This window comes from Citrobacter sp. Cpa228 (assembly GCF_030333085.1).
Lineage (GTDB): Bacteria > Pseudomonadota > Gammaproteobacteria > Enterobacterales > Enterobacteriaceae > Citrobacter > Citrobacter pasteurii.
This window is the reverse complement of sequence record NZ_JAOWGQ010000042.1, coordinates 310293-335356: the sequence shown is the minus strand read 5'-3', so window position 1 is coordinate 335356 and position 25064 is coordinate 310293. Positions and strand designations below refer to the sequence as shown.

General features: G+C 49.2%; 22 protein-coding genes and 1 tRNA gene. 18 read left to right on the top strand and 5 right to left on the bottom strand.

Annotated elements, in window-relative coordinates; translation table 11 throughout:
• Positions 1-2 precede the first annotated feature (2 nt).
• The 9 genes from OGX91_RS09195 (at position 3) to OGX91_RS09155 (ending at position 10195) form a co-directional block, all read left to right on the top strand.
• Positions 3-1211: a DUF4236 domain-containing protein gene (locus OGX91_RS09195; RefSeq protein WP_075849292.1), complete on the top strand. Its 1209-nt coding sequence runs from the start codon at positions 3-5 to the stop codon at positions 1209-1211.
• Positions 1212-1228: 17 nt separating this feature from the next.
• Positions 1229-1696, top strand: a complete 468-nt coding sequence (gene terW / locus OGX91_RS09190) for a tellurium resistance protein TerW (RefSeq protein ID WP_075849290.1) — start codon at positions 1229-1231, stop codon at positions 1694-1696.
• A 482-nt stretch (positions 1697-2178) separates the two neighbouring features.
• On the top strand, positions 2179-2817 hold the full coding sequence (locus tag OGX91_RS09185; protein WP_075849288.1) for a vWA domain-containing protein: 639 nt from the start codon (positions 2179-2181) through the stop codon (positions 2815-2817).
• Positions 2818-2839: 22 nt separating this feature from the next.
• Positions 2840-3481: a TerD family protein gene (locus tag OGX91_RS09180; RefSeq protein WP_075849286.1), complete on the top strand. Its 642-nt coding sequence runs from the start codon at positions 2840-2842 to the stop codon at positions 3479-3481.
• Complete coding sequence (locus OGX91_RS09175) at positions 3481-4119, top strand: vWA domain-containing protein (RefSeq protein WP_050875522.1); 639 nt, start codon at positions 3481-3483, stop codon at positions 4117-4119. The genes OGX91_RS09180 and OGX91_RS09175 overlap by 1 nt, the downstream gene beginning before the upstream one ends.
• Before the next feature lie 87 nt (positions 4120-4206).
• Positions 4207-5247 carry a TerY-C metal binding domain-containing protein gene (locus tag OGX91_RS09170; protein ID WP_050875521.1) on the top strand — a complete coding sequence of 347 codons (1041 nt, stop codon included), beginning with the start codon at positions 4207-4209 and terminating at the stop codon, positions 5245-5247.
• The gene (locus OGX91_RS09165) at positions 5247-6884 is read left to right on the top strand and encodes a PP2C family serine/threonine-protein phosphatase (RefSeq protein ID WP_050875520.1); all 1638 of its coding nucleotides are present in this window, start codon (positions 5247-5249) and stop codon (positions 6882-6884) included. Before OGX91_RS09170 ends, OGX91_RS09165 begins: the two co-directional genes overlap by 1 nt.
• Before the next feature lie 25 nt (positions 6885-6909).
• Positions 6910-8409 (top strand): helix-hairpin-helix domain-containing protein, encoded by a 1500-nt coding sequence (locus OGX91_RS09160; protein WP_075849284.1) that lies wholly within the window; start codon positions 6910-6912, stop codon positions 8407-8409.
• A gap of 715 nt (positions 8410-9124) precedes the next feature.
• Positions 9125-10195, top strand: a complete 1071-nt coding sequence (locus OGX91_RS09155) for a lysozyme inhibitor LprI family protein (RefSeq protein ID WP_123651088.1) — start codon at positions 9125-9127, stop codon at positions 10193-10195.
• Between the two features lie 321 nt (positions 10196-10516).
• Here the strand turns inward: OGX91_RS09155 and OGX91_RS09150 are convergent, their stop codons facing one another.
• The 5 genes from OGX91_RS09150 to OGX91_RS09130 form a co-directional block, all read right to left on the bottom strand.
• Positions 10517-10861 (bottom strand): hypothetical protein, encoded by a 345-nt coding sequence (locus tag OGX91_RS09150; RefSeq protein WP_223307988.1) that lies wholly within the window; start codon positions 10859-10861, stop codon positions 10517-10519.
• A gap of 134 nt (positions 10862-10995) precedes the next feature.
• Positions 10996-11826: a hypothetical protein gene (locus OGX91_RS09145; protein WP_193145708.1), complete on the bottom strand. Its 831-nt coding sequence runs from the start codon at positions 11824-11826 to the stop codon at positions 10996-10998.
• A 54-nt stretch (positions 11827-11880) separates the two neighbouring features.
• A complete protein-coding gene (locus tag OGX91_RS09140; RefSeq protein ID WP_193146035.1) occupies positions 11881-12768 on the bottom strand; it encodes a GTPase family protein in 888 nt (295 codons plus the stop codon).
• A gap of 451 nt (positions 12769-13219) precedes the next feature.
• Positions 13220-14431: a tyrosine-type recombinase/integrase gene (locus tag OGX91_RS09135; protein WP_075847997.1), complete on the bottom strand. Its 1212-nt coding sequence runs from the start codon at positions 14429-14431 to the stop codon at positions 13220-13222.
• A 163-nt stretch (positions 14432-14594) separates the two neighbouring features.
• Positions 14595-14689, bottom strand: a tRNA-Sec gene (locus OGX91_RS09130).
• Between the two features lie 290 nt (positions 14690-14979).
• Here OGX91_RS09130 and OGX91_RS09125 point away from each other — a divergent pair.
• From OGX91_RS09125 to OGX91_RS09085, 9 genes are all read left to right on the top strand, one after another.
• Positions 14980-16362: a glycoside-pentoside-hexuronide family transporter gene (locus tag OGX91_RS09125; protein ID WP_040231552.1), complete on the top strand. Its 1383-nt coding sequence runs from the start codon at positions 14980-14982 to the stop codon at positions 16360-16362.
• A 10-nt stretch (positions 16363-16372) separates the two neighbouring features.
• Positions 16373-18691: an alpha-xylosidase gene (gene yicI / locus OGX91_RS09120; protein ID WP_199947426.1), complete on the top strand. Its 2319-nt coding sequence runs from the start codon at positions 16373-16375 to the stop codon at positions 18689-18691.
• Positions 18692-19013: 322 nt separating this feature from the next.
• On the top strand, positions 19014-20567 hold the full coding sequence (locus OGX91_RS09115) for a BglG family transcription antiterminator (RefSeq protein ID WP_199947356.1): 1554 nt from the start codon (positions 19014-19016) through the stop codon (positions 20565-20567).
• 26 nt (positions 20568-20593) lie between these two features.
• The gene (locus tag OGX91_RS09110) at positions 20594-21064 is read left to right on the top strand and encodes a PTS sugar transporter subunit IIA (protein ID WP_003024008.1); all 471 of its coding nucleotides are present in this window, start codon (positions 20594-20596) and stop codon (positions 21062-21064) included.
• A 19-nt stretch (positions 21065-21083) separates the two neighbouring features.
• Positions 21084-21404 (top strand): PTS fructose transporter subunit IIB, encoded by a 321-nt coding sequence (locus OGX91_RS09105; RefSeq protein WP_137382126.1) that lies wholly within the window; start codon positions 21084-21086, stop codon positions 21402-21404.
• Between the two features lie 26 nt (positions 21405-21430).
• A complete protein-coding gene (locus OGX91_RS09100; protein ID WP_005122586.1) occupies positions 21431-22522 on the top strand; it encodes a PTS fructose transporter subunit IIC in 1092 nt (363 codons plus the stop codon).
• Positions 22523-22533: 11 nt separating this feature from the next.
• Positions 22534-23385 carry a class II fructose-bisphosphate aldolase gene (locus OGX91_RS09095; RefSeq protein WP_199947357.1) on the top strand — a complete coding sequence of 284 codons (852 nt, stop codon included), beginning with the start codon at positions 22534-22536 and terminating at the stop codon, positions 23383-23385.
• 80 nt (positions 23386-23465) lie between these two features.
• Positions 23466-24326, top strand: a complete 861-nt coding sequence (locus tag OGX91_RS09090) for a ketose-bisphosphate aldolase (protein WP_040231557.1) — start codon at positions 23466-23468, stop codon at positions 24324-24326.
• Positions 24327-24375: 49 nt separating this feature from the next.
• On the top strand, positions 24376-25062 hold the full coding sequence (locus tag OGX91_RS09085) for a D-lyxose/D-mannose family sugar isomerase (RefSeq protein ID WP_286626018.1): 687 nt from the start codon (positions 24376-24378) through the stop codon (positions 25060-25062).
• Positions 25063-25064: the final 2 nt, after the last annotated feature.

Sequence of the window (25064 nt, the reverse complement as noted above, 5' to 3'; positions counted from 1 at the left end):
TAATGGGGTTCAGGTTCAGAAAATCGATCAATATTATTCCGGGTGTTCGCCTCAACCTGAGTAACGGAACACCGAGCCTGAGCGTCGGGCCGAGAGGTGCTTCCGTTTCTTTTGGTAGCCGGGGGACCTATGCCAATCTGGGCTTGCCCGGTACCGGGCTGAGTTACCGTACCCGACTTGACCGGGCAGCGCGTTCCGGAGGAAGGAACCGGTCGGCAACCGACCCGGGGCTCAGACAATCTCTTGAGCAGGAAGCAGCTGAACTCATGTCAGCTGTGACCGCAATCCGTAATATTCATGAACTGACGCCAGACCCAAAAACAGGCATCAGCCGGACGGAACTGGAGGCAGTATACCTGCAAAACAGAGCGTCGCCTTTTCAGGTCCCGGCACCAGTTCGGCCTGAAAAGCCAGAATACCTTTCATTGCCGGAAGAGCCTGCCGGGAACGAAGGCATTAGTTTTCTGGGTAAATGGTTTGAATCGGAATCAGCTAAGGCTGAGCGCCATGCCGAGAATCTTCGCCGGTGGCAGCAGGAGCTGATTGATGTGGAGCGTGATAATACCCTCCGACAGCATCGATACCAGCAACAACGGACGGCCTGGGCCGAACAGTATGCAAACTGGAAGTTTGATGCTGAAGAACATGAAAAACGGCTCGCCACGGCTCAGGCAGATGCCCGACAACAGTTCCGGACAGATGCCGCGTTTTTTGAATCATACCTGGCGGGAGTGCTTGCAGAAACTGAATGGCCGCGTGAAACGCTTGTAGCATTTGAAGTAAAACCCGATCAATCGACTGTCCTGCTGGATGTTGATTTAGCTGAGATTGAAGATTTCCCTGATAAGATTTACGGCGTCAATGCCCGGGGCACGGAGCTGACGGAAAAAGCCATGACGCAAAAAACCGTACGCGAAAACTATGCCCGCCACGTTCATGGATGCTTGTTCCGCCTGGTCGGTATCGTTTTACATACGCTACCGTTCGACAACGTGATTGTGTCAGGCTTTACTCAACGGGTAAGTAAGCGGACCGGCTACCTGGAGGATGAGTATATTCTGTCCTGCAAATGCACTCGCAGCCAGATGTCATCGGTGAATTTTGAGGGCATAGAACACGTTGATCCGGTTGAAGCATTAGGCAATCTCACGGTTATTCGAAAGATGAGCAGTACATTCATTTTTCAGCCTATTGAACCACTAACCCTTTAAGCAGGCTAAATCTAACGATGCAATTAAATACCAGACAGGCCCGGATTTTTAAGCTTGCCAACTTACTGGGCACCGGCAAGCCTGTTTCCGCTGCCGACATTATAACCAGTCTGGAATGCTCAGAGCCGACGTTAACCCGGGCACTAAAAGAGCTACGCGAGTCATATTCTGCGGAAATCAAATACAGCAAGGCTGGTCATTCCTACCATCTCGTTAATCCGGGTCAACTGGATAAAAAGGCCCTACGCCGGATGAATGAAGCGCTCGCACAGAATGCTGAACTGAAAACCAGTGAGTCTGTAGGAAAGGTCGTTCTGGACAAGGATAAAAAAACGTCCGTGTCATTATCACTACGAATGCGGATTTTAAGAAAAATTGACCGCCTGGCAGCACTCAGTGGAACCACCCGAAGTGAAGCGGTTGAGAAACTGGCTTTGCGCGCCGTTGACGAACTGATAAAAGAATATAACGTAAAAAAGTCCTGACGCTAAATCTCAAACCGGGGCGGAAACCCCGGTTGTCTCATTTTTCACATCTGTCTTGATATGACATAGTTTTCGTCGAATATCTTGTCAGCAAGGCAACTGCTCCTTTCTGCCTACAAAACCTGGTGTCTTGACAGCCACTTGTGCTACACATCAATCTTTGCGCGATTTACACTCCATACATGCAGATCTGTGATGTATGATGATTTTCATGCACATGACAGTTTATTTTTGCCGGAGTTTTTTCAGAAACCTTATATTTCTGTCCGGTCTGAATTATTTTCTGTTGATAAGAGGCCATTCAGATGTCGGTAATTAAATGGTGGTTAACCAATTACTCTAAAGTGGCTTCTGAGCCAACGCCTGAGTATATACCCCCCTCCCCCCCCCCGACTGATGCCGTCCCGTTTTATCAAATCAACAAACTCTAGCATCATCCTGAAACTACTTTCCTCTTCCGATCTCTTAAGAAGGAATTACATTTGAGACGCTTACCCGTATATCTGCTACTCGACACGTCCGGCTCTATGCACGGAGAGCCTATCGAGGCGGTCAAGAACGGCGTTCAGACGCTGCTTACCACGCTGAAACAGGATCCGTATGCACTTGAAACGGCCTTTGTATCAGTTATCACCTTTGACTCTTCTGCCCGACAGGCAGTCCCCCTGACAGACCTCCTGAGTTTCCAGTTGCCAGCACTAACAGCCAGCGGTACCACGTCTCTTGGCGAAGCGCTTTCTCTCACGGCCAGCGCCATTGCCACTGAAGTACAGAAAACGACTGCTGACACAAAAGGTGACTGGCGTCCCCTGGTATTCCTGATGACGGATGGGAGTCCGAATGATGACTGGCGTAAAGGTCTAAATGAGTTTAAAGCGGCCAGAACTGGCGTTGTTGTGGCATGTGCAGCCGGGCATGATGCTGATACCAACGTTCTCAAAGAAATCACTGAAATCGTGCTTCAGCTGGATACGGCTGACAGTTCGACAATTAAAGCTTTCTTTAAATGGGTAAGTGCGAGCATTTCGGTAGGCAGTCAGAAAGTTGAGTCCAATAAAAAAGAAGTAATCGGTCTTGAAGACTTGCCACCACCACCACCTGAAGTGAATGTGGTTTTATAATTTTATTGATTAAGGGGATGTTATGTCTGTCAGTCTGAGCAAAGGTCAGGGCGTAAGCCTGAAAAAAAATGAATACGATCTCTCGTCCGTTACTATCGGCCTCGGTTGGGATATTAATGAGGAAAAGAAAGGTTTCCTTGGTGGGATCTTTGGCAAGAAAGAAGAAGAATACGACCTTGATGTGATCGCTTTCCTGTGTAATTCAGCCGGAAAAGTGACCGATCTCGGCAATGTGGAAAATGGTAAACCTACGCTGGTGAATGGCGATATTATCTTTTTCAATAGCCTTCGCCATAAGTCAGGCAATATCTGGCTGACGGGCGACAACCGAACTGGAGCCGGTGATGGTGACGATGAGCAAATTATCGTTCGCCTGAATTCCCTTGATGCTCAGTACGAGAAAATTGTGTTTATCGTTCAGATCTACAATGGAGAAAAACTACAGCAGCACTTTGGCAAGGTTCAGAATGCCTTCATCCGGGCAGTTGATGCCCGTAATATTGAAATGGCACGATTCGATCTTTCTGGCGGACCCGCCTTCGCCAGCCAACGTTCCATGGTTTTTGCCGAGCTGATACGCGAACCTACAGGCTGGAAACTCAGGGCAATTGGTGAGCCTTCAGAATCAGATTCGTTTGTCTCACACCTGAGGAATTACATCTGATGCGTCGCCTGCCTGTTTACCTTGTTATCGACACATCCGGCTCAATGCGCGGTGAGTCCATCCATTCCGTTAACGTTGGAATTCAGGCGATGCTTAACGCTCTCCGCCAGGATCCATACGCCCTCGAAAGCGTTCATGTCTCCATTATCACCTATGACAATGAGGCACGTGAGTTTATTCCTCTCACGCCGCTGGAAGACTTCCAGTTTTCTGACATCGTAGTGCCAAGCGCTGGCGGGACGTTCACCGGTGCTGCCCTTGAATGTCTGATGCAGTGTGTAAACCGTGATGTGCGTCGCTCGGATGGCGATACAAAAGGAGACTGGCGTCCCCTGGTATTCCTGATGACTGATGGTACGCCTTCTGATGCCCTGGCGTACGGTGAAGCAGTAAAAGCTATTCGCGGGCGAGGATTCGGCTCCATCATTGCCTGCGCCGTTGGTCCTAAAGCAGGCCACGAGCACTTAAAACAGCTCACCGATAAGGTTGTGTCTCTGGAGACTCTCGATTCAACCGCATTTGCAGGTTTCTTTAAATGGGTTTCGGCCAGCGTTTCTTCCGGCAGCACAAGCGCGGGGATCAATACCGGAACAGATACCCTCCCACCTCCTCCACCAGAAATACAGCTGGTGCTCTGACAGACAGGAAGGTGCTACTTTACCCGGCGGCGCCTTCCTGTACAGAACCGTTTTCTGCTGGCTGTTACCAGCCGTACGAGGAATATTATGAGACGCCTTCCCGTTTTTTTTGTTTTGGACTGTTCAGAGTCCATGATCGGTGAAAACCTGAAAAAAATGACTGATGGTCTGCAAATGATCGTCGGAGATTTAAGAAAAGATCCACACGCACTTGAAACAGCTTGGGTCTCGGTAATCGCCTTTGCCGGAATAGCCCGCACGATTGTACCTCTGCACGAAATTGCATCGTTCTACCCTCCACGCCTTCCCGTTGGCGGCGGCACGAGCCTTGGGGCTGCATTGCGTGAGTTGACCGTGCAAATTGATACCCAGGTAAGAAAAACCACTCATGAGACTAAAGGCGACTGGAAACCCGTAGTGTATCTCCTTACCGACGGACGCCCTACTGACGACACAACCGCAGAAGTGAAACGCTGGAAAAATCACTACGCGAGTAAGGTGAATCTCATTGCCGTTGGCCTGGGCCTATCAGCGGACCTGAATATCCTGCGACAGCTGACAGAGAATGTCATGCTATTCACAGAATCACAGGAAGGTGACTTTACCCGTTTCATCAAATGGATCACGGCCTCGGTTACCGCCCACAGCCGCAGCGTCGGGGACGAAAAACAACCGGAGCTCAGCCAGACTGAATACATAGTTCGCCTGTCCAAAGACGAATATGTAAAAGCGTACGACGAAAACTGCGTTACGCTCACCGGCCGTTGCAGCAAGACCCGTCGACCGTACCTGATGAAATATGAACGGCCACCAGCAAGGGTTTCCGGACTCGATTTCAACCTGAACCTGAACAGCTTTAATATTGCCGGATGCTATCCCATCGATGAGGACTATTTTGCGTGGTCAGATGCCACCGCTACCGGTTTGCAGGTAAACACCAGCGAACTGCATGGCGTACCGGGTTGCCCCCACTGTGGTAATGCCAGTGCGTTTGCCATGTGTTCATGCGGGAAGCTGCTGTGCATTGACGGCCCTGATGACGTGATCTGTCCATGGTGTGAAAAAGGCCTTTCATTCAGCAATGATGGCGGAAACACTAACTTCGACGTAAACAGAGGGAGAGGTTGATGTCGCAAGATACTTCACTTGAACAGAAGATTATCCGCTTAGTACTGTCTGAGTTGGGCCACGCTGTAGAAGCGGAGCGGCTTTTCCATCCATCGCAGGATCCAACCCTCTCCGGCGAGGTTATGCAGCTTATAAAGCGGATTGAGAACCTTGCACAGGGTTCATCTGCCCGGGTTAACGAAGGTGAGAACGAATCAGCGGCTGCCGTCTCGTCTGCTCCCGGCCTTTCCGATCAGCAACAGAAGGTCGGAGCTGATGCTGATCACCCGGACAACGACACTACCACTAAACCAGAGACGCAAACAGTCACAGATAATGAAATCAGCCCTACCTTCTGGAAATTGATGCCTTTTTACGAACTTCAGAAACCAGCTAAAAATGAAACTGCAAACCTGGCTTCTCCGATACTAAAACCTGGGCAGGTACCGGCAGGCCAGCAGCGGACCGGGTCAGAAGTGCAATTTGTAATGCCCCCGAAAGCGAGAATAACCATACCCAACGCCCGCGCAGGCGAACGTTTCTCTTCGCCGGTTGCCATCATACTGGATGAGGGTGGGCTGGCGACGATAAGAGACGTCGTCTTTCCCCGGGACATTGGCCTTTCGTATAAAAAAGAACAAGGGTTGCTCACTGGCATCCCCACTGAAAGTGGCGATATTGAGCTTTCAGTACTGTGGTCATGCACTTCGCACGACGAATGCGAAACAAAGTTACTTTTTGTAGTAAACCCGGATCCGAGAAGCCTGTGGAAGGTAATAGAACCACCAGCAGACGCTCCCTACCCTAAGTCCCATCTGGACGCTGCTAGCCTGGTCAGGGATAACATACGTATTGCTGCCGCCAGTCGCCGGGGGCGCTCTCACGAGCATGCCGGGAGCTTCAGAGATGATGACTTCTATATCAACCACTGCCAGGAAACAGGATGGTCTGTCATGCTGGTCGCAGACGGGGCCGGTAGTGCAGTAAATTCCAGAGAAGGATCGCGAATTGCCGTCAGGACGGCTGGCGATTACCTTTTCAATCAGCTCAGTGGAGTAAAAGGCGTCTATTTAAAAGAGCATATCTCGACGTGGGAAGGGAGCGATCGGCAGGCAACCATAAACGCGATGCTTCATCATTTTAAACAGGCAGCTACGCTCGCGGTCAATAGCATCCAGAACGAAGCCATTTGTGCAGAACAACCGGTGAAATCCTATTCAACAACCCTTCTGGCAACTGTAGCACTGCGAACTGATACGGACCTGTTTGCAGCTGCTTTCTGGCTTGGCGATGGTGCGATAGGTGCATACAGCCCTTCAGGTAAAGTCAGGATACTGGGAAATCCCGATAGCGGAGAATACGCAGGACAAACCCGCTTCCTTGACCAGAGCATTATCGCAGACCCACTATTTACCGGCCGCATCAGCGTGGGTAAATGGAATGACGTATCTCACTTGATCCTCATGACCGACGGCGTTTCAGACCCTCTGTTTGAGACGGATAACGGGCTTCGCAGTGACGAAAAATGGACCCGCCTCATTAATGAGCTCTCCCCTGTCCTCGCAGACGCCAGTATTGCGTCTGAGAGGTTAGGCGATTGGCTAAACTTTTTCTCCACTGGGAACCATGATGACCGCACTATTGCGGTGTTGTGGTAAGGGATACGCTTTTTCGGTGATCAATATGGCAAATATCGTTACGTGCAAAACAAAGGACGGCGAAACAGTCCAGTATGTTGACGAGGTGATTGGTTCAGGCTCGATGAAGGATGTTTACTTTTCCCCTGATAAATCTTACGTCGTCGCTTTTTATCATAAACCGCAGAATGAGCAGGCCCGGGATCGTATTGATATGATCACCGGCCGCTACAGGCAAAACATTTTTGGCCAATCCGGTGGCGAATACTGGAAGGATCTGTTTTGTTGGCCGACCCACGTTGTTGAGCATGGGAATAAAATCGGTATCGTGGTTCCAACCTACCAGAACCATTTTTTCTTTAAATATGGTTCCAAAAACGATGATTTCCTGGACATTAAAGGCCGGGAGAAAGAAGGCAAATGGTTTGCCAGCGCCAGCAACCAGAATAAATTCCTCGATCCGCGTGAACGAGGCAATACGCTTACCTATCTCAAAGTCTGTCTGCTGCTGACAAGAGCTGTCAGGAGGATGCATGCAGCGGGCCTCTGTCACAGCGATCTCAGCTATAAAAACGTGCTGATTGATCCAGAAATGGGCCATGCCTGCATCATTGACGTAGACGGTCTTGTCGTTCCAGGAAAGTATCCTCCCGATGTGGTGGGCACTCCGGATTTTATCGCTCCGGAGGTGGTGAAAACCAGCCATCTTTCTAAAGAAGATCCTAACCGCTTACTGCCAAGCATTACTACTGACCGCCATGCGCTGTCGGTGCTTATCTACATGTACCTGTTTTTCCGTCACCCTCTACGTGGCGGAAAAATACATGACATGTTGGATGAAGTACGTGATGAGACCTTATCAATGGGTGAGAAGGCACTCTTCATTGAACATCCGACAGACAAAAGTAATGCAGTCAAACTCAGTCAGTTATCCCCCTTTTCACTACCTTGGGCTGACCCAGATAAAATTCCATACACCATCATGGGCCCCTATCTGACACCGTTGTTTGAACGAGCCTTTATTGATGGCTTACATGATGCCACTAAACGCCCTACCGCAGATGAATGGGAAAGCGCTCTGGTAAAAACAGTGGATCTGATACAGCCGTGCCAAAACAAGGGCTGTGAACAGAAATGGTATGTTTTCTCGGGTAAGACAAAGCCGGTCTGTCCTTACTGCGGTACGCCGTATAAAGGTAAATTGCCAGTGCTTAATTTTTATTCTTCGCGAAAAGAAGGCAGCTATCGTCCTGACGATCACCGGTTGATGGTCTGGAGCGGGCAGTCTATCTATGCGTGGCATGTGAATCGTCTTATCGCGCCAAATGAACGTACAACGGATGCACAAAGGAAACGGGTTGGTTATTTTGTTTACCATAACGATCAATGGTGGTTGGTAAATGAAGGCATATCAGGACTAATGTCATTACCGGATAAGCGGCAGATTATGGTTGGGGAAAAAATAGAACTGACGAATAACGCTCAATTTGTTTTGTCAAAAGAGGAAGGTGGCAGGCTGGTAGTTGTTCAATTAGTAGAAAACTAACAAATATCTCTCACCAGATTATAGCAGCTACGGTATTCACGTGATCGATAACCATGGTCAGTAATGCCATGATCTTCACCATGTCGACCGCACCCGGACTGAGTATCAGCCATCTGTGCATCTGCATTTCTGATGTTGTTTGCGGGGCTTTTGGTCGTTGATACTGGTTTTGTCATGAGTCACCTCTGATTGAGAGTTTACTCACTGAGTCGCGTATCCACTAATGGTGGGTAAGATCAACCAGACCTGTGCGAATGACAAAGAAGTCATATCCAATTACGGCTTAGGCCGTAGCTGCCCCCGGTGCGACAAGGCCAGTGAAAGGAATTAGCGAGCCATTAACCAGGGATGGTCTGAATATGGCCAGTGTTTACAGGCCCGCGAGGAAAGTGCCCGTACCTACAATCTGGAATTCCCTTCGTCTTTAGATAAAATGAGGTTATGGACATTGCTAAATGGACGATGAATAATTTCACTTATGACTCTTTTACCAAACTTGATATTATTCGACATAGCTCACAAACTCAGTTAATTTGGGAAAGAAAAGATGGACTTACTGGCATGGTTAATTGTGAAGAAGGTAGTAGGCCAATCGTAATCATTGTTCTAGAATCTTTACCACAAAGGATGATCGTGGATTAACATGAATGTAAGTTGCAATGCTTTTTTAGAAAAAACAAATAATAATTTCATTAATTGTCATTAAGTGGATTGTATGAAAAAAATAACATTGATTCTCCCCATGGCTATCATTCTTGCTGGATGTGGGGAAAAAAACATTGAGTGTTCTTCTGATGTCAGCAAAGATACAGTCATTGATATAATCAGAGATTCATCTACCAATAATCTAAATGGTTTTTTTAAACGAAATAACATCATTAATGATTTTAGCGATAAGTTAAAAAAATCAACCTTGGATGATCTTGATTTTGATGTTTCAGAAGTAACTACAATTAAGAAAGACCCTAACAGTAACATTAGAGAGTGTGAGGCGGTTGTAAGTATAAATGTTTCGCCTTCGGAATTTAATAAATTAAAACTAGAGTACAGAAATTATTTTTCTAATGGAGATCTTGATTCGTTAATAGGTCGCAATGGATTAAAAAATAACTCCGGGATTATATCTACCACTGTATATTATACAGTGAAGCCAACAGATGATAAAGAAAATGTATACGTTACCGTTACAGAAAGTGACCGTCTTTCATATGTCTCTGGGTTTATTTCTTTTCTTCAAATAGCAGAAAAGAAATTAGAAGAAAAAATAGCTGAACAAGAAAGAATTCAGAAGGTGCAGGCAGAGCAGCAAGCACAACGGGAGGCTGAGCGACAGGCACAACAACAGGAAAGAGAACGAGTTTATAAAGAGCAATTGCAAGCCGAGCAGGCACAACAACAAGAAAATGAAAGGGTTTATAAAGAACAGTTGCAAGCCGATCAGGCTCTGCGGGAAGCTGAGCAAGCACAGCGGGAGGTTGAGCAGGCACAACAGCAGCAGCCAACAGGTGGTCAGGAAGTAGCCCCTACACCACCTAAAGAAGAAACGGTTAGTACTGCAAAAAGTAAATTTATTATTTCAGATCAGGAGCTCAATAAAAATTGGCGAGCGTTGGATCCAACCGCTAAAAAAAATCTTCTTAATGAACAGAGGCAGTGGTTGAAAAACAAAGATATGACTTGTGGAAAAGTTGATATGCAAGCCACTGACTCAATGACTATAAAGATGTTCAATTGTCAGTCCGAATGGACACAAAAAAGAGCCGCTGAACTTCTAAATATACATTGAGTATTTTTAGGGGCCTGGAAACGGAAAATAAACCACGCCAAGACTACTTTTTTAATCAGGATGGTTTTGCCTGTATCCCGAACGGCGTGGTTACGACGTTTTTAGGTCAGAAACGGAGATATTATGATAACGAGTTCAAAAGTAAGCAAAATCTTTAACAGATAGGAAAATGGCCCGTCAGGTGATGGAGCATCATGGGTATCAGCTTGACCAGATGGGAGTTCGTCTCAGAAGAAATGAGCTTTTCCTTAGCGCGGCACGCTATAAAAAGTAAAAAAATAAGAGCGCCATTAATGGTGCTCTTATTTATATGTAAAACAACTAACCTTGGTGTTGGCTGAAAATGATTTTGTGTTTCTGGTACTCAGATTCCATACTGTTAACGCAGTAAACGATGTAATAGACGTTGAAAAGGAATGTGTAAAATACGTTCATTTTGAGTTCAAACTTGAACTCTTTCAAAGCGTAAGCCTGTAATGAGGTCTTAGCCTTAAAACCCCAGATGATATACATAACAACGGATACGAATGACAGCAGCGCGGCGAGGTAGTCCAGAATGGTATCTTTGTCACTGATTTCATAGCTGAAATCCGACAAAAACCACCCCAGACCCGTAGCAACGGCTATCCATAGCGGGTAGTTGCTATCGACAAAGTTATCCCTCATTGCTTCGGTTAATTTCCTCTGATTGAGAAATAACCACATTAATGGGTAAATACCCCCCGTAACAGCGGTCAACAGAACAAAATTTAATACCTTAGTATCAATGCTTCTCTTTAATAAATTTATATCGTTCATAGTTAATTTTTCCAGCGGAAGGTTGAAATACCTTTATTGGTTTCAATAAGGGCTTCACGAGGTCTGCACTTGCCATAATCACTGTCAGAAGAAACCGTAAAGTAATAGACGCCACCAGTGTTAAGATCCCAGTCTGTACGGGGCATTTCATTGTCTTCTGAAATCTGATTCCGTCCACCATTATGCAACCGATCAAGCATATTGTGCTCACGTGCTTTGGTCATAAAGACTCGTTTCTTTTCATTTATCAGGCAATGTCCACTGTTGACAGTGATTTTATTAATTGTAAGATTATCCACGTTACTAATTAATTGATATTTCCAGAAGTAATATCTCCCTGCCGGGACATCTTTGTATTTAGATGACACATTAAGTGTAATAGTGTCATTAGCATTAGCATTAGCATTAGCATTAGCGTTATTTGAGAATTTCTCTATGTGATTTTCCAGCGTATCTCCACTCAATTCAATTTCACTAATAAGTTTCTGCTGTTTCCATACCTGAATAGATGAGCCACCACGCAGGGATTCACCCACAGTGTAGCTGTAGTCACCATTAGGAATGGTTACGCTCTGATCGCCATTCCCGGATATAGTGAATTTAACTTTATCCGCAGGTACATTTAATAAAATATCCGGCTTTCCTGAATCCTTACCGTACACATAACGAACATTTCCAGCGACATGACACACACCAACGTGCTTACCGCCCTTAATGGCATATGCATCAAAGATAGTTTGTTCACCATCACAGGAATCAGCCGGGTTTGCATAAACAGGCACAGAGAACATTCCTACACTTAATAGCATGGCACTGCCGAGTAATCTTTTCATATGTAATCCTTCAATGAGAAATGCCTCCTGAGATTCAGGAGGCTGAACAGGCTTTTAACCGAAGAAGAAATTCCAGGCTTTCTTTAACCCACTGACAACCATTGTTTTGGCTGCTTTCACCACATTTGCCACTGGCTTAGGAAGAGAGGCATCAATGAATTCATCAATCACACGATCAACGGTGTCTCCGAACCCTTCTGTTGCTTCTTCTATTACGCTTTTTGTTTTGTGCTCTTCCTTTACCTGCGACGCTACGCCGCTTTGTGCGTGCTTTGGGAGTGCCCGCACCATTGCCTCAACTAGTTGAGTGACGTTATAGCCCTCGCTGGCAGCAACAGCGATGACAGGATGATCAGTAAAACCGAGTCGGTGAGTAATGTAGGTTTTCTTATCGATGATGTTTTTTATCTGAGCTGGCGAGGGTTGAGCATTCTGTACATCCCATTCACGGAATGGCTCAATCTTGTCTACCTGATTAAGCACAAACAGCGTCTTTTCTTCACCTCCAGCAGGTTGCAGAACGTTCTTGTAGAAATGTTCATCCGCTGAGAATGCCCGGTCATCCCCTTTAATGACCCAGAGAACGAGATCCAACTTTGGCAGCAATTCCCGGTAGAGTTGCTCATACTCACTGTCACGTGCTGTGCTTTCACCTACCCCCGGAATATCAATCAGCCTGATTGAGCGCTTGCCAAACTGAATTCGTACTTCCTGCGCTTCCCGCGTACAGGATTCCACATCACTGATAGCACAAATATCTCCTTTGAAGATCGCATTACAGAGGCTGGATTTACCCGCCCCGGTCTTACCCATAATGCCAATCACTGGCTCATAGTTAATGACTTCGTTAATGCGTCTTGAAATACTCTCCCTGATATTTTCAGGCAAAATCTCCAGCGCATCTTTAACCGGGTTATGCCTTGAGTTCCCTTCATCTTTCATCATGTAGTCCACCTTTGTGACCAGTCAGATTACGGTTTTAAAATTCGCAAAAAACGCCGAAGATTCAGGCGTTAATCCCCCTTAAAATTATTTATTGTTTAGTGCCTTACGGCCCGAAACTACGAGATCCTTTCAAGAACAGGTATAACTGTAAAATCGGTAATTCAGATCAATTACTAGTTATCGATCGTTATAATCAATCATAAAAAACGATCAATAATTAATAATTGATTTGTTTTGACTATCAAAATTTGGTAACTGATCGTTTTTACAGATCATAATGGGAAGGGAAATATTTAATGGGCAGGTAGAACAGTAAGTTATAGCAACAGGCCGGGATTGACCCGGCCTGTTGCAAAGCAATGGATGGAACGTTGTTACGTATTAACTTAAGTTAAATCAAGGTGGCTCACCGGTTTAAGTCTGTTTATATGAGATAAATTAGCAGTAGCTACGCAGACTTACCGAATGTTCCCTGTATAACGGTTCTTTCTGCCAAGGACTCAATATAAGTCGCATACCACTGCATCATTTCTTTCCTGCCTTCCAGATACTGTGCATGGTTATACGTACCGCGAATCGCGTTCTTGTCTACATGGGCAAGTTGTGTTTCGATCCATGCTGAGTTAAAGCCTTGTTCGTGCAGAATGGTACTCATCGTGTGGCGGAAACCGTGCCCTGTGAGCCTGCCCTTATATCCCAGTAACTCAATAACCTGATTAACACTCTCCTTACTGATAGGTTTACGCGGATCGTTCCTGCCAATAAACACGAGTGGATGATGTCTGGAGATCGGTTCAAGCTGCTTAAACAATGTAATGACTTGTTCAGAGAGTGGCACAATGTGAGGGCGTTTCATCTTCATTACCTCCGCAGGAATTTCCCAGAGCCGTTTTTCAAAATCGATATTTTCCCAACGGGCAAAGCGGAGTTCCTGTGTACGCACCCCTGTTAACATAATAATCTGAGTTGCGTTTTTAGTGATGATACTGCCTGTATAACCCGCTAGGTCGTTGAGAAAATGAGGAAGTTCATTAGCAGTAAGGAAGGGGAAATGCTCCTTTTTCGGCGTCGCTAAAGCGCTGGCAAGATCGGGGGCTGGGTTATATTCAGCCCGCCCCGTAACTATGGCATAACGAAAAACCTCCCCGCAGCGCTGACGGACTTTACGCATCTTTTCTAGTGCGCCTCGTTTTTCCATTCGGCGAAGGACTTCAAGCAAGTCCATTGGCTTGATTTCGATAATTGGCCGCTTGCCAATATAAGGGAATATATCTTTTTCAAAGGTATCAATGATTTCGTCACGATACCGTAATGACCAACGGTCTGCTTTGTGCTGATGCCATTCACGGGCAATCGCTTCGAAAGTATTTCCAAAGTTTAGTCTCTGAGCGATTTTCTCCGCTTTTTTGACTTCACCAGGGTCACTTCCAGTTGATAATACTTTCTTAGCAGCATCACGTTTTTCACGTGCTTCGGCGAGCGAAACCTCTGGATAAACGCCGAAGGCTAACCGCTTTTCTTTGCCTGCATAACGATACTTCAAACGCCAGTAACGTGAACCGTTGGTTGTTACCTCAAGATAGAGGCCACCACCATCAGATAACTTGTACGGCTTGTCTTTGGGTTTGGCTGTATCGACTTGTCGGGCTGTTAGCTTCATTGGGGGCACCTCGGAAAGGGGGCATCTTTTATGCCCCCCATTGTGCCCCCAGAATGTACTTGATTCTGGTAGACATGGGTTGACCTCGGTAGGGCATGATCGATTGCAATAACAGGTAGTATAAGGGATTAATTGATGAGAGTGGAGTTTAGGAGAGGCAAACTGGCGGAAGATCACAGGAGTCGAACCTGCCCGGGAACGCTGGCGTCCCCAACTGGATTTGAAGTCCAGCCACCTCACCGGAGATGACGATCTTCCGCGCCTCGATTGCTACATGGAGGCGGGGCGCATTATAGCTACTTCCTGGGGTTTCCACACCCCCTCACTCACTTTTTTAACTTCCCTTTTGTCTTGCCATGATCGGTTTCATATAAATCCTCAATAAATCCGGTAGTTACATTTCATCACATTTTTCGACGCAACTCTGATCACAGAAAACAAGAATCGTAATTTGATAACGAGATATCGGAATACCCGCGCTCACAGGGATGGTTTACAAGAACTGTAACCGGTATCAGGGCGTGTGAAAGTGCTAACAAGGATGCGTAATGAAAAGTGAGATTCTGTCTGTTAAAGAGAAGATTGGCTACGGAATGGGCGATGCGGCGAGCCACATTATCTTCGATAACGTCATGTTATATATGATGTTCTTCTATACCGATATTTTTGGTATTCCGGCCGGATTTGTCGGCACCATGTTCTTACTGGCGCGTGCGCTGGATGCCATCTCAGACCCTTGCATGGGGCTGCTGGCCGACCGTACCCGGTCGCGCTGGGGGAAATTCCGCCCGTGGGTGCTGTTTGGCGCACTGCCGTTTGGTCTGGTTTGCGTGCTGGCCTACAGTACGCCAGATCTCAGCCTGCACGGCAAAATGATTTATGCTGCAATTACTTACACGCTGCTGACCCTGCTCTACACCGTAGTGAACATCCCCTACTGTGCGTTGGGCGGTGTCATCACCAATGACCCCGCGCAGCGTATCTCCCTGCAATCATGGCGCTTCGTGCTGGCGACGGCGGGCGGCATGCTCTCCACCGTGCTGATGATGCCGCTGGTGGATCTGATTGGCGGCGAGGATAAAGCGTTCGGCTTTCAGGGCGGGATTGCCGTGCTCTCGGTGGTGGCGTTCCTGATGCTGGCGTTTTGCTTTTTCACCACCAAAGAACGCGTGGAAGCGCCGCCGAGCACCACCTCGATGCGTGAAGACCTGCGCGACATCTGGCAGAACGATCAATGGCGCATTGTCGGCCTGTTGACCATCCTCAATATCCTGGCCGTCTGCGTTCGCGGTGGGGCGATGATGTATTACGTCACCTGGATCCTGGGTACGCCAGAAGTATTTGTTGCCTTCCTTACCACCTATTGTGTCGGCAACCTGATCGGCTCTGCACTGGCGAAGCCTCTCACCGACTGGAAATGCAAAGTCAGCGTCTTCTGGTGGACCAACGCCGCGCTGGCGGTCGTCAGTCTGGCGATGTTCTTCGTACCGATGCACGCCAACATCACTATGTTCGTCTTCATCTTCGTGATTGGCGTACTGCATCAGCTCGTGACGCCAATTCAGTGGGTAATGATGTCCGACACCGTGGATTACGGCGAGTGGTGCAACGGAAAACGTCTGACGGGGATCAGCTTTGCCGGCACGTTGTTCGTGCTCAAGCTGGGCCTGGCGCTCGGTGGGGCGCTGATTGGCTGGATGCTGGCAGGTGGGGGCTACGACGCCGCAGCGAAAACCCAGAACGGCGCCACCATTAGCATCATCATCGGGCTGTTCACCATTGTCCCGGCTATTTGCTACCTGCTGAGCGCCGTGATTGCCAAACGCTTCTATACCCTGAAAACGCCGTATCTGACTGAAATCATGAGCCAACTGGCGCAGGGCGCGCGTCGCAATCAGCAAGATTTTACGACGAAAGAATTACAGAACTAAGGAACCGATGATGAAAATAAGCGATGGAAACTGGCTGATTCAGCCCGGTCTGAACGTGATTAACCCGATTCAGGTGTTCGAGGTTGAACAGCAGGGCAATGAGATGATTGTCTACGTTGCGCCGCGAGACGTGCGTGAACGTACCTGGCAACTGGATACCCCATTGTTTACCCTGCGCTTCTTCTCGCCGCAGGAAGGCGTGGTGGGCGTGCGTATGGAGCATTTCCAGGGTGCGCTGGATACCGGTCCGCATTACCCGCTAAATGTGCTGCAGGATGTGAAGGTCGAGATGCGCAACACCGCTGAGATTGCCGAACTGAAGAGCGGCAATCTCAGCGTGCGCGTTACCAAAGGTGAGTTCTGGTCGCTGGATTTCCTGCGTAATGGCGAGCGTATTACCGGCAGTCAGCTGAAAAACAACGGCTACGTGCAGGAGACCCACAGCGGGCGTAACTATATGTTTGAGCGCCTGGATCTGGGTGTCGGCGAAACGGTATACGGCCTGGGCGAACGCTTTACCGCGCTGGTGCGTAACGGGCAAACGGTAGAAACCTGGAACCGTGACGGCGGCACCAGTACCGAGCAATCTTACAAGAACATCCCGTTTTATCTCACCAACCGCGGCTACGGCGTGCTGGTGAATCATCCGCAGTGCGTGTCGTTTGAAATCGGCTCTGAGAAAGTGTCGAAAGTGCAGTTCAGCGTGGAAAGCGAGTATCTGGAATACTTCGTTATTGACGGCCCAACGCCGAAGGACGTGTTGAACCGTTATACCCAATTCACTGGCCGTCCCGCGCTGCCGCCCGCCTGGTCGTTCGGCCTGTGGCTGACCACGTCATTCACCACCAATTACGATGAAGCGACGGTTAACAGCTTTATCGACGGCATGGCCGAGCGCAATCTGCCGCTGCACGTTTTTCACTTCGACTGCTTCTGGATGAAAGCCTTCCAGTGGTGCGACTTTGAGTGGGACCCGCTGACCTTCCCGGACCCGGAAGGCATGATCCGCCGCCTGAAAGAGAAAGGGCTGAAGGTGTGCGTGTGGATCAACCCGTACATCGGGCAAAAATCACCGATTTTCAACGAGCTGAAAGAGAAGGGCTATCTGCTCAAGCGACCGGATGGTTCCCTGTGGCAATGGGATAAATGGCAGCCGGGCCTGGCGATTTATGACTTCACTAATCCGCAAGCCTGTGAGTGGTATGCCAACAAGCTGAAAGGTCTGGTGGATATCGGCGTTGATTGCTTCAAAACCGACTTTGGCGAACGCATTCCCACGGATGTGCAGTGGTTTGACGGTTCCGATCCACAGAAAATGCACAACCATTATGCGTACATCTACAACAAACTGGTGTGGAACGTGCTGAAAGAAACCGTCGGTGAAGAAGACGCTGTCCTGTTTGCCCGTTCAGCTTCAGTGGGCGCGCAGAAGTTTCCGGTGCATTGGGGCGGCGATTGCTATGCCAACTATGAATCGATGGCGGAAAGCCTGCGCGGCGGGTTGTCCATTGGTCTGTCCGGCTTTGGCTTCTGGAGTCACGATATTGGCGGCTTTGAGAATACCGCCCCGGCGCACGTCTACAAGCGCTGGTGTGCGTTCGGGCTGCTCTCCAGCCATAGTCGTCTGCACGGGAGCAAATCCTACCGTGTGCCGTGGGCGTACGATAATGAATCCTGCGATGTGGTGCGCTACTTCACCGAGCAGAAATGCCGCATGATGCCGTATCTGTATCGCGAAGCGGCCCGTGCCCATGAGCAAGGCACACCGATGATGCGCGCGATGATGCTGGAGTTCCCGGACGATCCGGCGTGTGATTACCTCGACCGCCAGTACATGCTGGGCGATAGCGTAATGGTCGCACCGGTGTTTAGCGAGGCCGGCGATGTGCAGTTCTACCTGCCGGAAGGACGCTGGACGCATCTGTGGCTTAACGACGAGGTGTCTGGCAGCCGCTGGCATAAGCAGCGGCATGACTTCCTGAGCCTGCCAGTCTACGTGCGTGAGAACACCCTGCTGGCGCTGGGCAGCAATAACCAGAAGCCGGACTACGCCTGGCATGAAGGAACCGCGTTCCAGCTGTTCCATTTGCAGGAGGGACGGGAAGCGGTGTGTGAAGTGTCTGCGATGGACGGCTCGGTTATCTTCACGCTGAAGGCGACGCGTGTAGGTAATACCATCACTGTGAAAGGGAATGGTGAGGCACGTAACTGGACGCTGTGCCTGCGAAATATTCAGAAAATTGGCGGCATTAAATGCGGGTCGCATATGGGCAGCGAGCTGGGTGTAGTTATTACTCCACAGGGCAGTGAGCTGACGATTACCTTGTAAGCATGTGTCGACGTGGTGCCGGATGCGTTTTATCCGGCCCACGCTGCGAGCAGCATTCCAGATCTGAAAATCCAAAACATCCTGAATTAAATTTTTATCTCTGCATATTTGCGAGCGGTATCACTCTGATTCCCGCGAAAAATGTGATCTGCGCCGTAAATATCTCACTATTTCCTCTTTTTGTCTTATTTCTGTCCGGATTGCTGGACACGATTTAGTATTGTTGGCGCATCGTAGTCCTCTTATATTTATCATCACGGATTACACGTGGAGCATAAGCGCTTCTTTAGATATTTAATCTGGTATGTAATAAGGGTAAATAATGCAAATGATTACCTCGCGACAAAACAGATTATTAAAGTTTCTTCTGTCTAAGAAGGAATATGTCACGCTGCTGAAAATTGCCGAGTATTTATCTGTTTCAGAGAAAACTGTGCAGCGCGATCTGCGCTTACTGGAACCCTGGTTATCAGAATGGAAAATAACCATCGATAAACGTGCTGGTGCTGGGGTGATATTAAGTGCTGATAATATTACTGACCTTTTATATCTGGATCAGTTATTAGGATCGGAAGGTGATGATACTGACGGCATGATGAATAATTCACGGCGAGTCAAGATAGCCTCACAGTTATTAAGCGAAACGCCGCATGAAACGTCGATCAGTAAATTATCCGAACGTTATTTCATTAGTAGCGCATCGATTGTTAACGATCTGAAAGTAATTGAATCCTGGATTACCCCACTGGGCCTGTCGTTGATTCGCAGTCAGAGCGGCACGCATATCGAAGGCAGCGAGAGCGGTGTACGCCAGGCGATGGCGTCACTGATTAACGGCGTGATTAACCATAATGAACCTGGTAACGTGGTTTATTCACGCCTTGACCCGGGCAGTTATAAAGCCTTAGTGCATTACTTTGGTGAAGAAGATGTTTTATTTGTCCAGACGTTATTGCAGGAAATGGAGAACGATCTGTGTTGGTCGTTGGGCGAGCCTTATTACGTCAATATTTTTACCCATATTCTGATCATGATGTACCGCATCACGCGGGGCAACGCGCTACCGAGAAAAGAAGAGAGCATCACTACCTGTGATGAGAACATCTTTTCCATTGCCAGTCGTATGATTCAACATATTGAAAAACGCATTGCCCACCCGCTGCCGGAAGACGAAGTCTGGTTTATTTATCAATACATTATCTCTTCCGGCGTGGTAATTGAAGAGCATAACGACGTGAGCGTGATTGGCCATATGCACTCCAGCGATGAAGCGCGCTTGATTACCCAGCGGCTGATTGCCACCTTCGCTGAAATGGTCGACAGCGATCTTAGCCAGGATACTGCGCTGTATGACGGATTACTGATCCATATTAAGCCGCTGATTAACCGCCTGAACTACCAAATCCGCATCCGTAATCCGCTGCTGGAGGACATTAAAGGCGAGTTGCAGGACGTGTGGCGTCTGACCCAGTGCGCGGTAAATCGGGTGTTTAGCGGCTGGGGCGAGCGGGCCGTGTCGGAAGATGAGGTGGGGTATCTAACCGTACATTTTCAGGCCGCAATGGAGCGGCAGATCGCGCGTAAGCGCGTGCTGCTGGTCTGCTCAACCGGTATCGGTACTTCCCACTTACTCAAAAGCCGCATTCTACGCACTTTTCCGGACTGGACCATCGTTGGCGTGGTGTCGGCTGGTAGCTTGCCTTCCGTACTGACGGACGATATTGAACTGGTGGTATCGACAATTAATTTACCCGCTGTTGCCATGCCGGTTGTGTATGTCACCGCCTTTTTCAATGATGCGGATATTAAGCGAGTAACAGAAACGGTTATTACGGAAAAATTACATCGGGCGACGTCGCTGGTCGTTGAAAATTAATGTCTGAACTCCATGAGGTATGATTGATGGACATCACGAAAATACTCAATACAAATCGCGTTATTTTGGACATGAAGGCCACGAACAAAACGGAGGCTATTGAGGAACTGACGGATATTCTGCAAAAAGATGGGGCAATTAGCTGTCGGGAAACGTTTATTCAGGATGTCTGGCAGCGTGAATCAGAAGGCTCGACCGGTTTCGAAAACCATATTGCTATTCCGCACGGCAAATCCTCGGCGGTGGTCAATACCACGCTGGCAATTGGTCGTACCCGCCAGGACATTCCCTGGGAAACCCTGGACGGCAGTAATGTGCGCTGCATTATTCTGTTTGCTGTACGCCTTGAAGATCAAAACACCACCCATATTCGTTTGCTCTCGCAGGTTGCTGGCGCGTTGGCAGATGACGATATTATTGAACAGCTATTAGTCGAAAGTAGTCCACAGAAAATTATTGAGCTTTTTAGCCAATATGCTGAATCCAATGTCTGCTAATTAAAATGTGGAGCATGTTATGAATATTGTTTGTGTTGCCGCCTGTACGGCGGGTATTGCGCACACCTATATTGCCCGTGAAAAGTTAATTAAAGGTGCTAAAGCGCTTGGTCATAATATAAAAGTTGAAACCCAGGGGACCATCGGCACGGAAAACGAATTACTCACAGAGGATATTTCTGCGGCTGATGTCGTGATTCTCGCCGTCGATGTAAAAATAAAAGGGGAGGAGCGATTTTCAAATAAACGTATTGTGCGAGTGAAAACCGAAATCGTCATAAAATCGCCGATTCAGTTTCTTGAAAAGGTCGAAAAATCATTAGTTAATACCAACCAGTAGCGATCCTCATTCTGGAGGGATTTCACATGAGTGAAAATAAAATTCCGCTATCTCAGGAAATAAAAAGACATTTATTAACGGGGATTTCGTGGATGATCCCGTTAATTGTTGCCGCCGGGATCTGTATTGCTCTCGGGCAAATACTTGGCGGCACTAACGTGGGTGAAAAAACTGGAACCATCCCCTGGATGCTCAACCAGATTGGCGGTTGGGGAATGGGGTTAATTGTGCCGCTGATTAGCGCGGCGATTGCGTACTCCATTGCCGACCGTCCCGGATTCGCGCCGGGTCTGATTGTCGGCTTTGTTTGCGGCGAAATTCATACCGGTTTTATTGGCGGGATGCTGGGCGGGTTTCTGGTCGGTTATACCGTCCTGTTGCTCAAGCGTTACATCCGTTTGCCGCAGTCGATGCAGGGTCTGATGCCCATCATGGTGCTGCCGGTACTGAGCACCGTTATTGGCGGCCTGTTGATGATGACGCTGATTGGCAAGCCGATTGCCTGGCTGCAGGATGCGTTAATTCACCTGCTGGAGTCCATGCAGGGAGGGTCACGTTTTCTGATGGGGGCGATCCTTGGCGCAATGGCGACATTCGACTTCGGCGGACCGGTGAATAAAACGATGTCGCTGTTTGCAGACGGCATGCTGGTCAGCGGCGTATATGGCCCGGAAGCGGTGAAGTTTGTTGGTTCGATGATCCCGCCGTTCGGCATTACGCTCTCCTTCCTGCTGACGCGTCACAAGTACACCCGTGCGGAGCGCGAGGCGCTGAAAGCAGCATTTCCGATGGGGATCTGCATGATTACCGAAGGGGTCATTCCGATTGCGGCGCGCGACCTGCTGCGCGTAGTGGGGTCCTGTGTGGTGGCTTCGGCGGTAGCGGGCGGCCTGATTATGGTGTGGGGCGTCGAAAGCCCGGTACCGCACGGTGGCATGTTTGTGGTTCCGCTCTTTACGCATCCGCTGCTGTTTTGTCTGGCGCTGGGAATCGGCACGGTGATTTGCGGCGTCATGCTGTCGCTGTGGAAGAAACCGGTGACCGAGCGTGACGAAGAGTTTGACGAACTCAGCGATCAAAAGCTGAAAGACGAAGACATCACCTTCACCCTGGAATAACCGGAGGCCGTATGTTTGCCGATATGAAAAGCATGGTGACAAAAGCCTGGCGTGAGCAGTACGCGCTGCTGGCTATCAACTGCATGAACCTGGAAAGCGCCCGCGCGGCGGTTCGGGTCGCTGAGAAACACCGTGCGCCCATCATTCTGAATCTGTATCAGGGGCATCTGGACCATTTTCCTGCGCCGCTAGCAGTAGCGATCGTCAAAACGTTGGCGGAAGAAGCCTCGGTACCGGTCGCGCTGGCGTTGGATCATGGAAAGGATCCTGTACGCATTCATCAGGCTTTTCGCGCCGGATTCAGCGGGTTAATGATCGACGCCTCCGCCTTTGCCCTGGAGGAGAATATTCGCCAGACCCGGGCAGTGGTCGACCTCGCAGCCAGCGTTTCTCTGTGCGTGGAAGGCGAGCTGGGTCATCTGGCCGATGCTCCGCGCTATGACCACGCCGCTAACGCGGATTTGATGACTCAAGCCGCTGATGTGGAACCCTTTATCCAACAAACCGGGATCGATTTACTGGCGGTATCGGTCGGTACGGCGCACGGCATGTACGCACCAGGCGTCACGCCAGCGATTGATTTCCAGCGGCTGGAGGAAATTGCCCGGTTATCAACGGTACCTCTGGCGCTGCATGGCGGCAGCGGGACACCGTTTGATCAGCTACAGCGCTGTCCGGCGTTTGGCGTCGCCAAGATAAACGTTGGCGCGGCGGTCTTTGAAGCCGGAAAGGCCGCGCTGCTGCACACCCTGTGTCACGACACATCCGGTGAGCTCGTTGATGCCCTGGCCCTGATGGAGCAGGCCTGCGAGGAAGCCATTATTCCGTATCTACAGGCCAGCGGCGCTATCAACAAAGCCTGATTCGTTTTCTGTAACGCCTTCTATGCCTCTGCGATAACGCACTGGCAGGGCTTTCTACACCCTGAAACTGGAGAATTAACATGTTAGTTTCGATGAAAGAATTACTGCAACCTACCCGTCAGCACGGTTTTGCCATCGGCGCATTCAACGTGGCGGACAGCTGCTTTGTACGTGCAGTCGTGGAAGAAGCGGAAGCGACTAACACCCCGGCGATTATCTCGATTCACCCCAGCGAACATGATTTTGTCGGCGATGCGTTTTTTAGCTACGTCCGCGATATCACTCTGCGCAGCCCGGTTCCCTTTACTCTGCATCTGGACCACGGCGCTTCGGTTGAGCATGTCCTGAGGGCGATTCAGTGTGGGTTTACCTCGGTGATGATTGATGGATCGCTACTGCCGTATGAAGAAAACGTGGCGCTAACCCGCGAAGTGGTCAAACTGGCGCATGCGGTAGGCGTCTCGGTTGAAGGTGAGCTGGGTACAATTGGCCAGACCGGAACGTCAGTGGAAGGCGGCGTATCGAAGGTTACCTATACCGATCCAGCTCAGGCACAGGATTTTATCGCCCGTACCGGCGCAGACACGCTGGCGGTGGCGATTGGAACCGCGCACGGGATCTACCCGAAAGGGATGCAGCCAGAGCTGCAAATGAACATCCTGCGCGATATCGCCGGACGTGTGGACATTCCGCTGGTGCTGCATGGTGGGTCCGCGAACCCGGATGCGGAAATTGCCGAATCCGTTACGCTGGGCGTGGGTAAAATCAATATTTCCAGCGATATGAAATACGCCTATTTCCAGAAAGTCCGCGAAATCCTGGCGAAAGAAACCTGGTGGGATCCGAACGTGATTTACCCGGAAGCGATTAGCGCCGCGCGTGACGTGATCCGCCACAAAATGAAATTGTTCGGTTCAACCGGCAAAGCATCACTTTACTAACGGCATGCAGGCGGGGTGACCCGCCTTTTTCGCAACAAGGAAAAGTGGAATGAAGCGTTCACACATTAATTATGCCGTCGATAAAGCGCATGCCATAGCCGAGACTTTTCGGGTCTGTCTGCCTGATTTTGCGTATTTTACGGCTGACGTCTGGCGGCAACAGGATCAAACTCTGTGGGGTGAAGTGTTCGATCTCCGGCTGGGCTGGGACATTACCGACTTTGGGCGTGGAGATTTTGCGCAAACGGGACTGACGTTACTGACGTTGCGCAATGGTCAGCCAGGGTCAGCGGGTTATCCCAAACCGTATGCCGAAAAGATGCTGCAAATTCAGCAGGATCAGCAAACGCCATGGCATTTTCATCGCCATAAAATGGAAGATATCGTGAATCGCGGCGGCGGTGACTTATGTATGCAGTTGGCATGGGCCACGCCTGATGACGGGTATGACGCACGGCGTATTGTTGAAGTTAGCGTCGATGGTCAGCGGCATAGCGTGAAACCCGGTGAGACGCTGGTGTTGAAACCGGGGCAGGGGGTGTGCCTGCCGCCGCGGCTGTATCATCGCTTTTGGGCGGAGAAAGCATTCGTGCTGGGCTGGGAAATCTCGATGGTCAATGACGACCTGCATGACAACCATTTCCTTGAACCGGGCGGTCGCTTTCCGGCGATAGAAGAGGACGAGCCGGTGAAGTGGCTGTTGTGCAGCGAATATATTCATTATGAGCGTGAGTAGGC

What these genes read in the sequence shown, in the direction of transcription:
- OGX91_RS09135 (WP_075847997.1), bottom strand. Translation starts at nt 14,431, where the DNA reads ATGAAGCTAACAGCCCGACAAGTCGATACAGCCAAACCCAAAGACAAG.
- OGX91_RS09145 (WP_193145708.1), bottom strand. Translation starts at nt 11,826, where the DNA reads ATGAAAAGATTACTCGGCAGTGCCATGCTATTAAGTGTAGGAATGTTC.
- OGX91_RS09170 (WP_050875521.1), top strand. Translation starts at nt 4,207, where the DNA reads ATGAGACGCCTTCCCGTTTTTTTTGTTTTGGACTGTTCAGAGTCCATG.
- OGX91_RS09100 (WP_005122586.1), top strand. Translation starts at nt 21,431, where the DNA reads ATGAGTGAAAATAAAATTCCGCTATCTCAGGAAATAAAAAGACATTTA.
- OGX91_RS09160 (WP_075849284.1), top strand. Translation starts at nt 6,910, where the DNA reads ATGGCAAATATCGTTACGTGCAAAACAAAGGACGGCGAAACAGTCCAG.
- OGX91_RS09165 (WP_050875520.1), top strand. Translation starts at nt 5,247, where the DNA reads ATGTCGCAAGATACTTCACTTGAACAGAAGATTATCCGCTTAGTACTG.
- OGX91_RS09115 (WP_199947356.1), top strand. Translation starts at nt 19,014, where the DNA reads ATGCAAATGATTACCTCGCGACAAAACAGATTATTAAAGTTTCTTCTG.
- OGX91_RS09140 (WP_193146035.1), bottom strand. Translation starts at nt 12,768, where the DNA reads ATGAAAGATGAAGGGAACTCAAGGCATAACCCGGTTAAAGATGCGCTG.
- OGX91_RS09090 (WP_040231557.1), top strand. Translation starts at nt 23,466, where the DNA reads ATGTTAGTTTCGATGAAAGAATTACTGCAACCTACCCGTCAGCACGGT.
- OGX91_RS09095 (WP_199947357.1), top strand. Translation starts at nt 22,534, where the DNA reads ATGTTTGCCGATATGAAAAGCATGGTGACAAAAGCCTGGCGTGAGCAG.
- terW (WP_075849290.1), top strand. Translation starts at nt 1,229, where the DNA reads ATGCAATTAAATACCAGACAGGCCCGGATTTTTAAGCTTGCCAACTTA.
- OGX91_RS09110 (WP_003024008.1), top strand. Translation starts at nt 20,594, where the DNA reads ATGGACATCACGAAAATACTCAATACAAATCGCGTTATTTTGGACATG.
- OGX91_RS09150 (WP_223307988.1), bottom strand. Translation starts at nt 10,861, where the DNA reads ATGAGGGATAACTTTGTCGATAGCAACTACCCGCTATGGATAGCCGTT.
- OGX91_RS09180 (WP_075849286.1), top strand. Translation starts at nt 2,840, where the DNA reads ATGTCTGTCAGTCTGAGCAAAGGTCAGGGCGTAAGCCTGAAAAAAAAT.
- yicI (WP_199947426.1), top strand. Translation starts at nt 16,373, where the DNA reads ATGAAAATAAGCGATGGAAACTGGCTGATTCAGCCCGGTCTGAACGTG.
- OGX91_RS09085 (WP_286626018.1), top strand. Translation starts at nt 24,376, where the DNA reads ATGAAGCGTTCACACATTAATTATGCCGTCGATAAAGCGCATGCCATA.
- OGX91_RS09105 (WP_137382126.1), top strand. Translation starts at nt 21,084, where the DNA reads ATGAATATTGTTTGTGTTGCCGCCTGTACGGCGGGTATTGCGCACACC.
- OGX91_RS09195 (WP_075849292.1), top strand. Translation starts at nt 3, where the DNA reads ATGGGGTTCAGGTTCAGAAAATCGATCAATATTATTCCGGGTGTTCGC.
- OGX91_RS09125 (WP_040231552.1), top strand. Translation starts at nt 14,980, where the DNA reads ATGAAAAGTGAGATTCTGTCTGTTAAAGAGAAGATTGGCTACGGAATG.
- OGX91_RS09175 (WP_050875522.1), top strand. Translation starts at nt 3,481, where the DNA reads ATGCGTCGCCTGCCTGTTTACCTTGTTATCGACACATCCGGCTCAATG.
- OGX91_RS09155 (WP_123651088.1), top strand. Translation starts at nt 9,125, where the DNA reads ATGAAAAAAATAACATTGATTCTCCCCATGGCTATCATTCTTGCTGGA.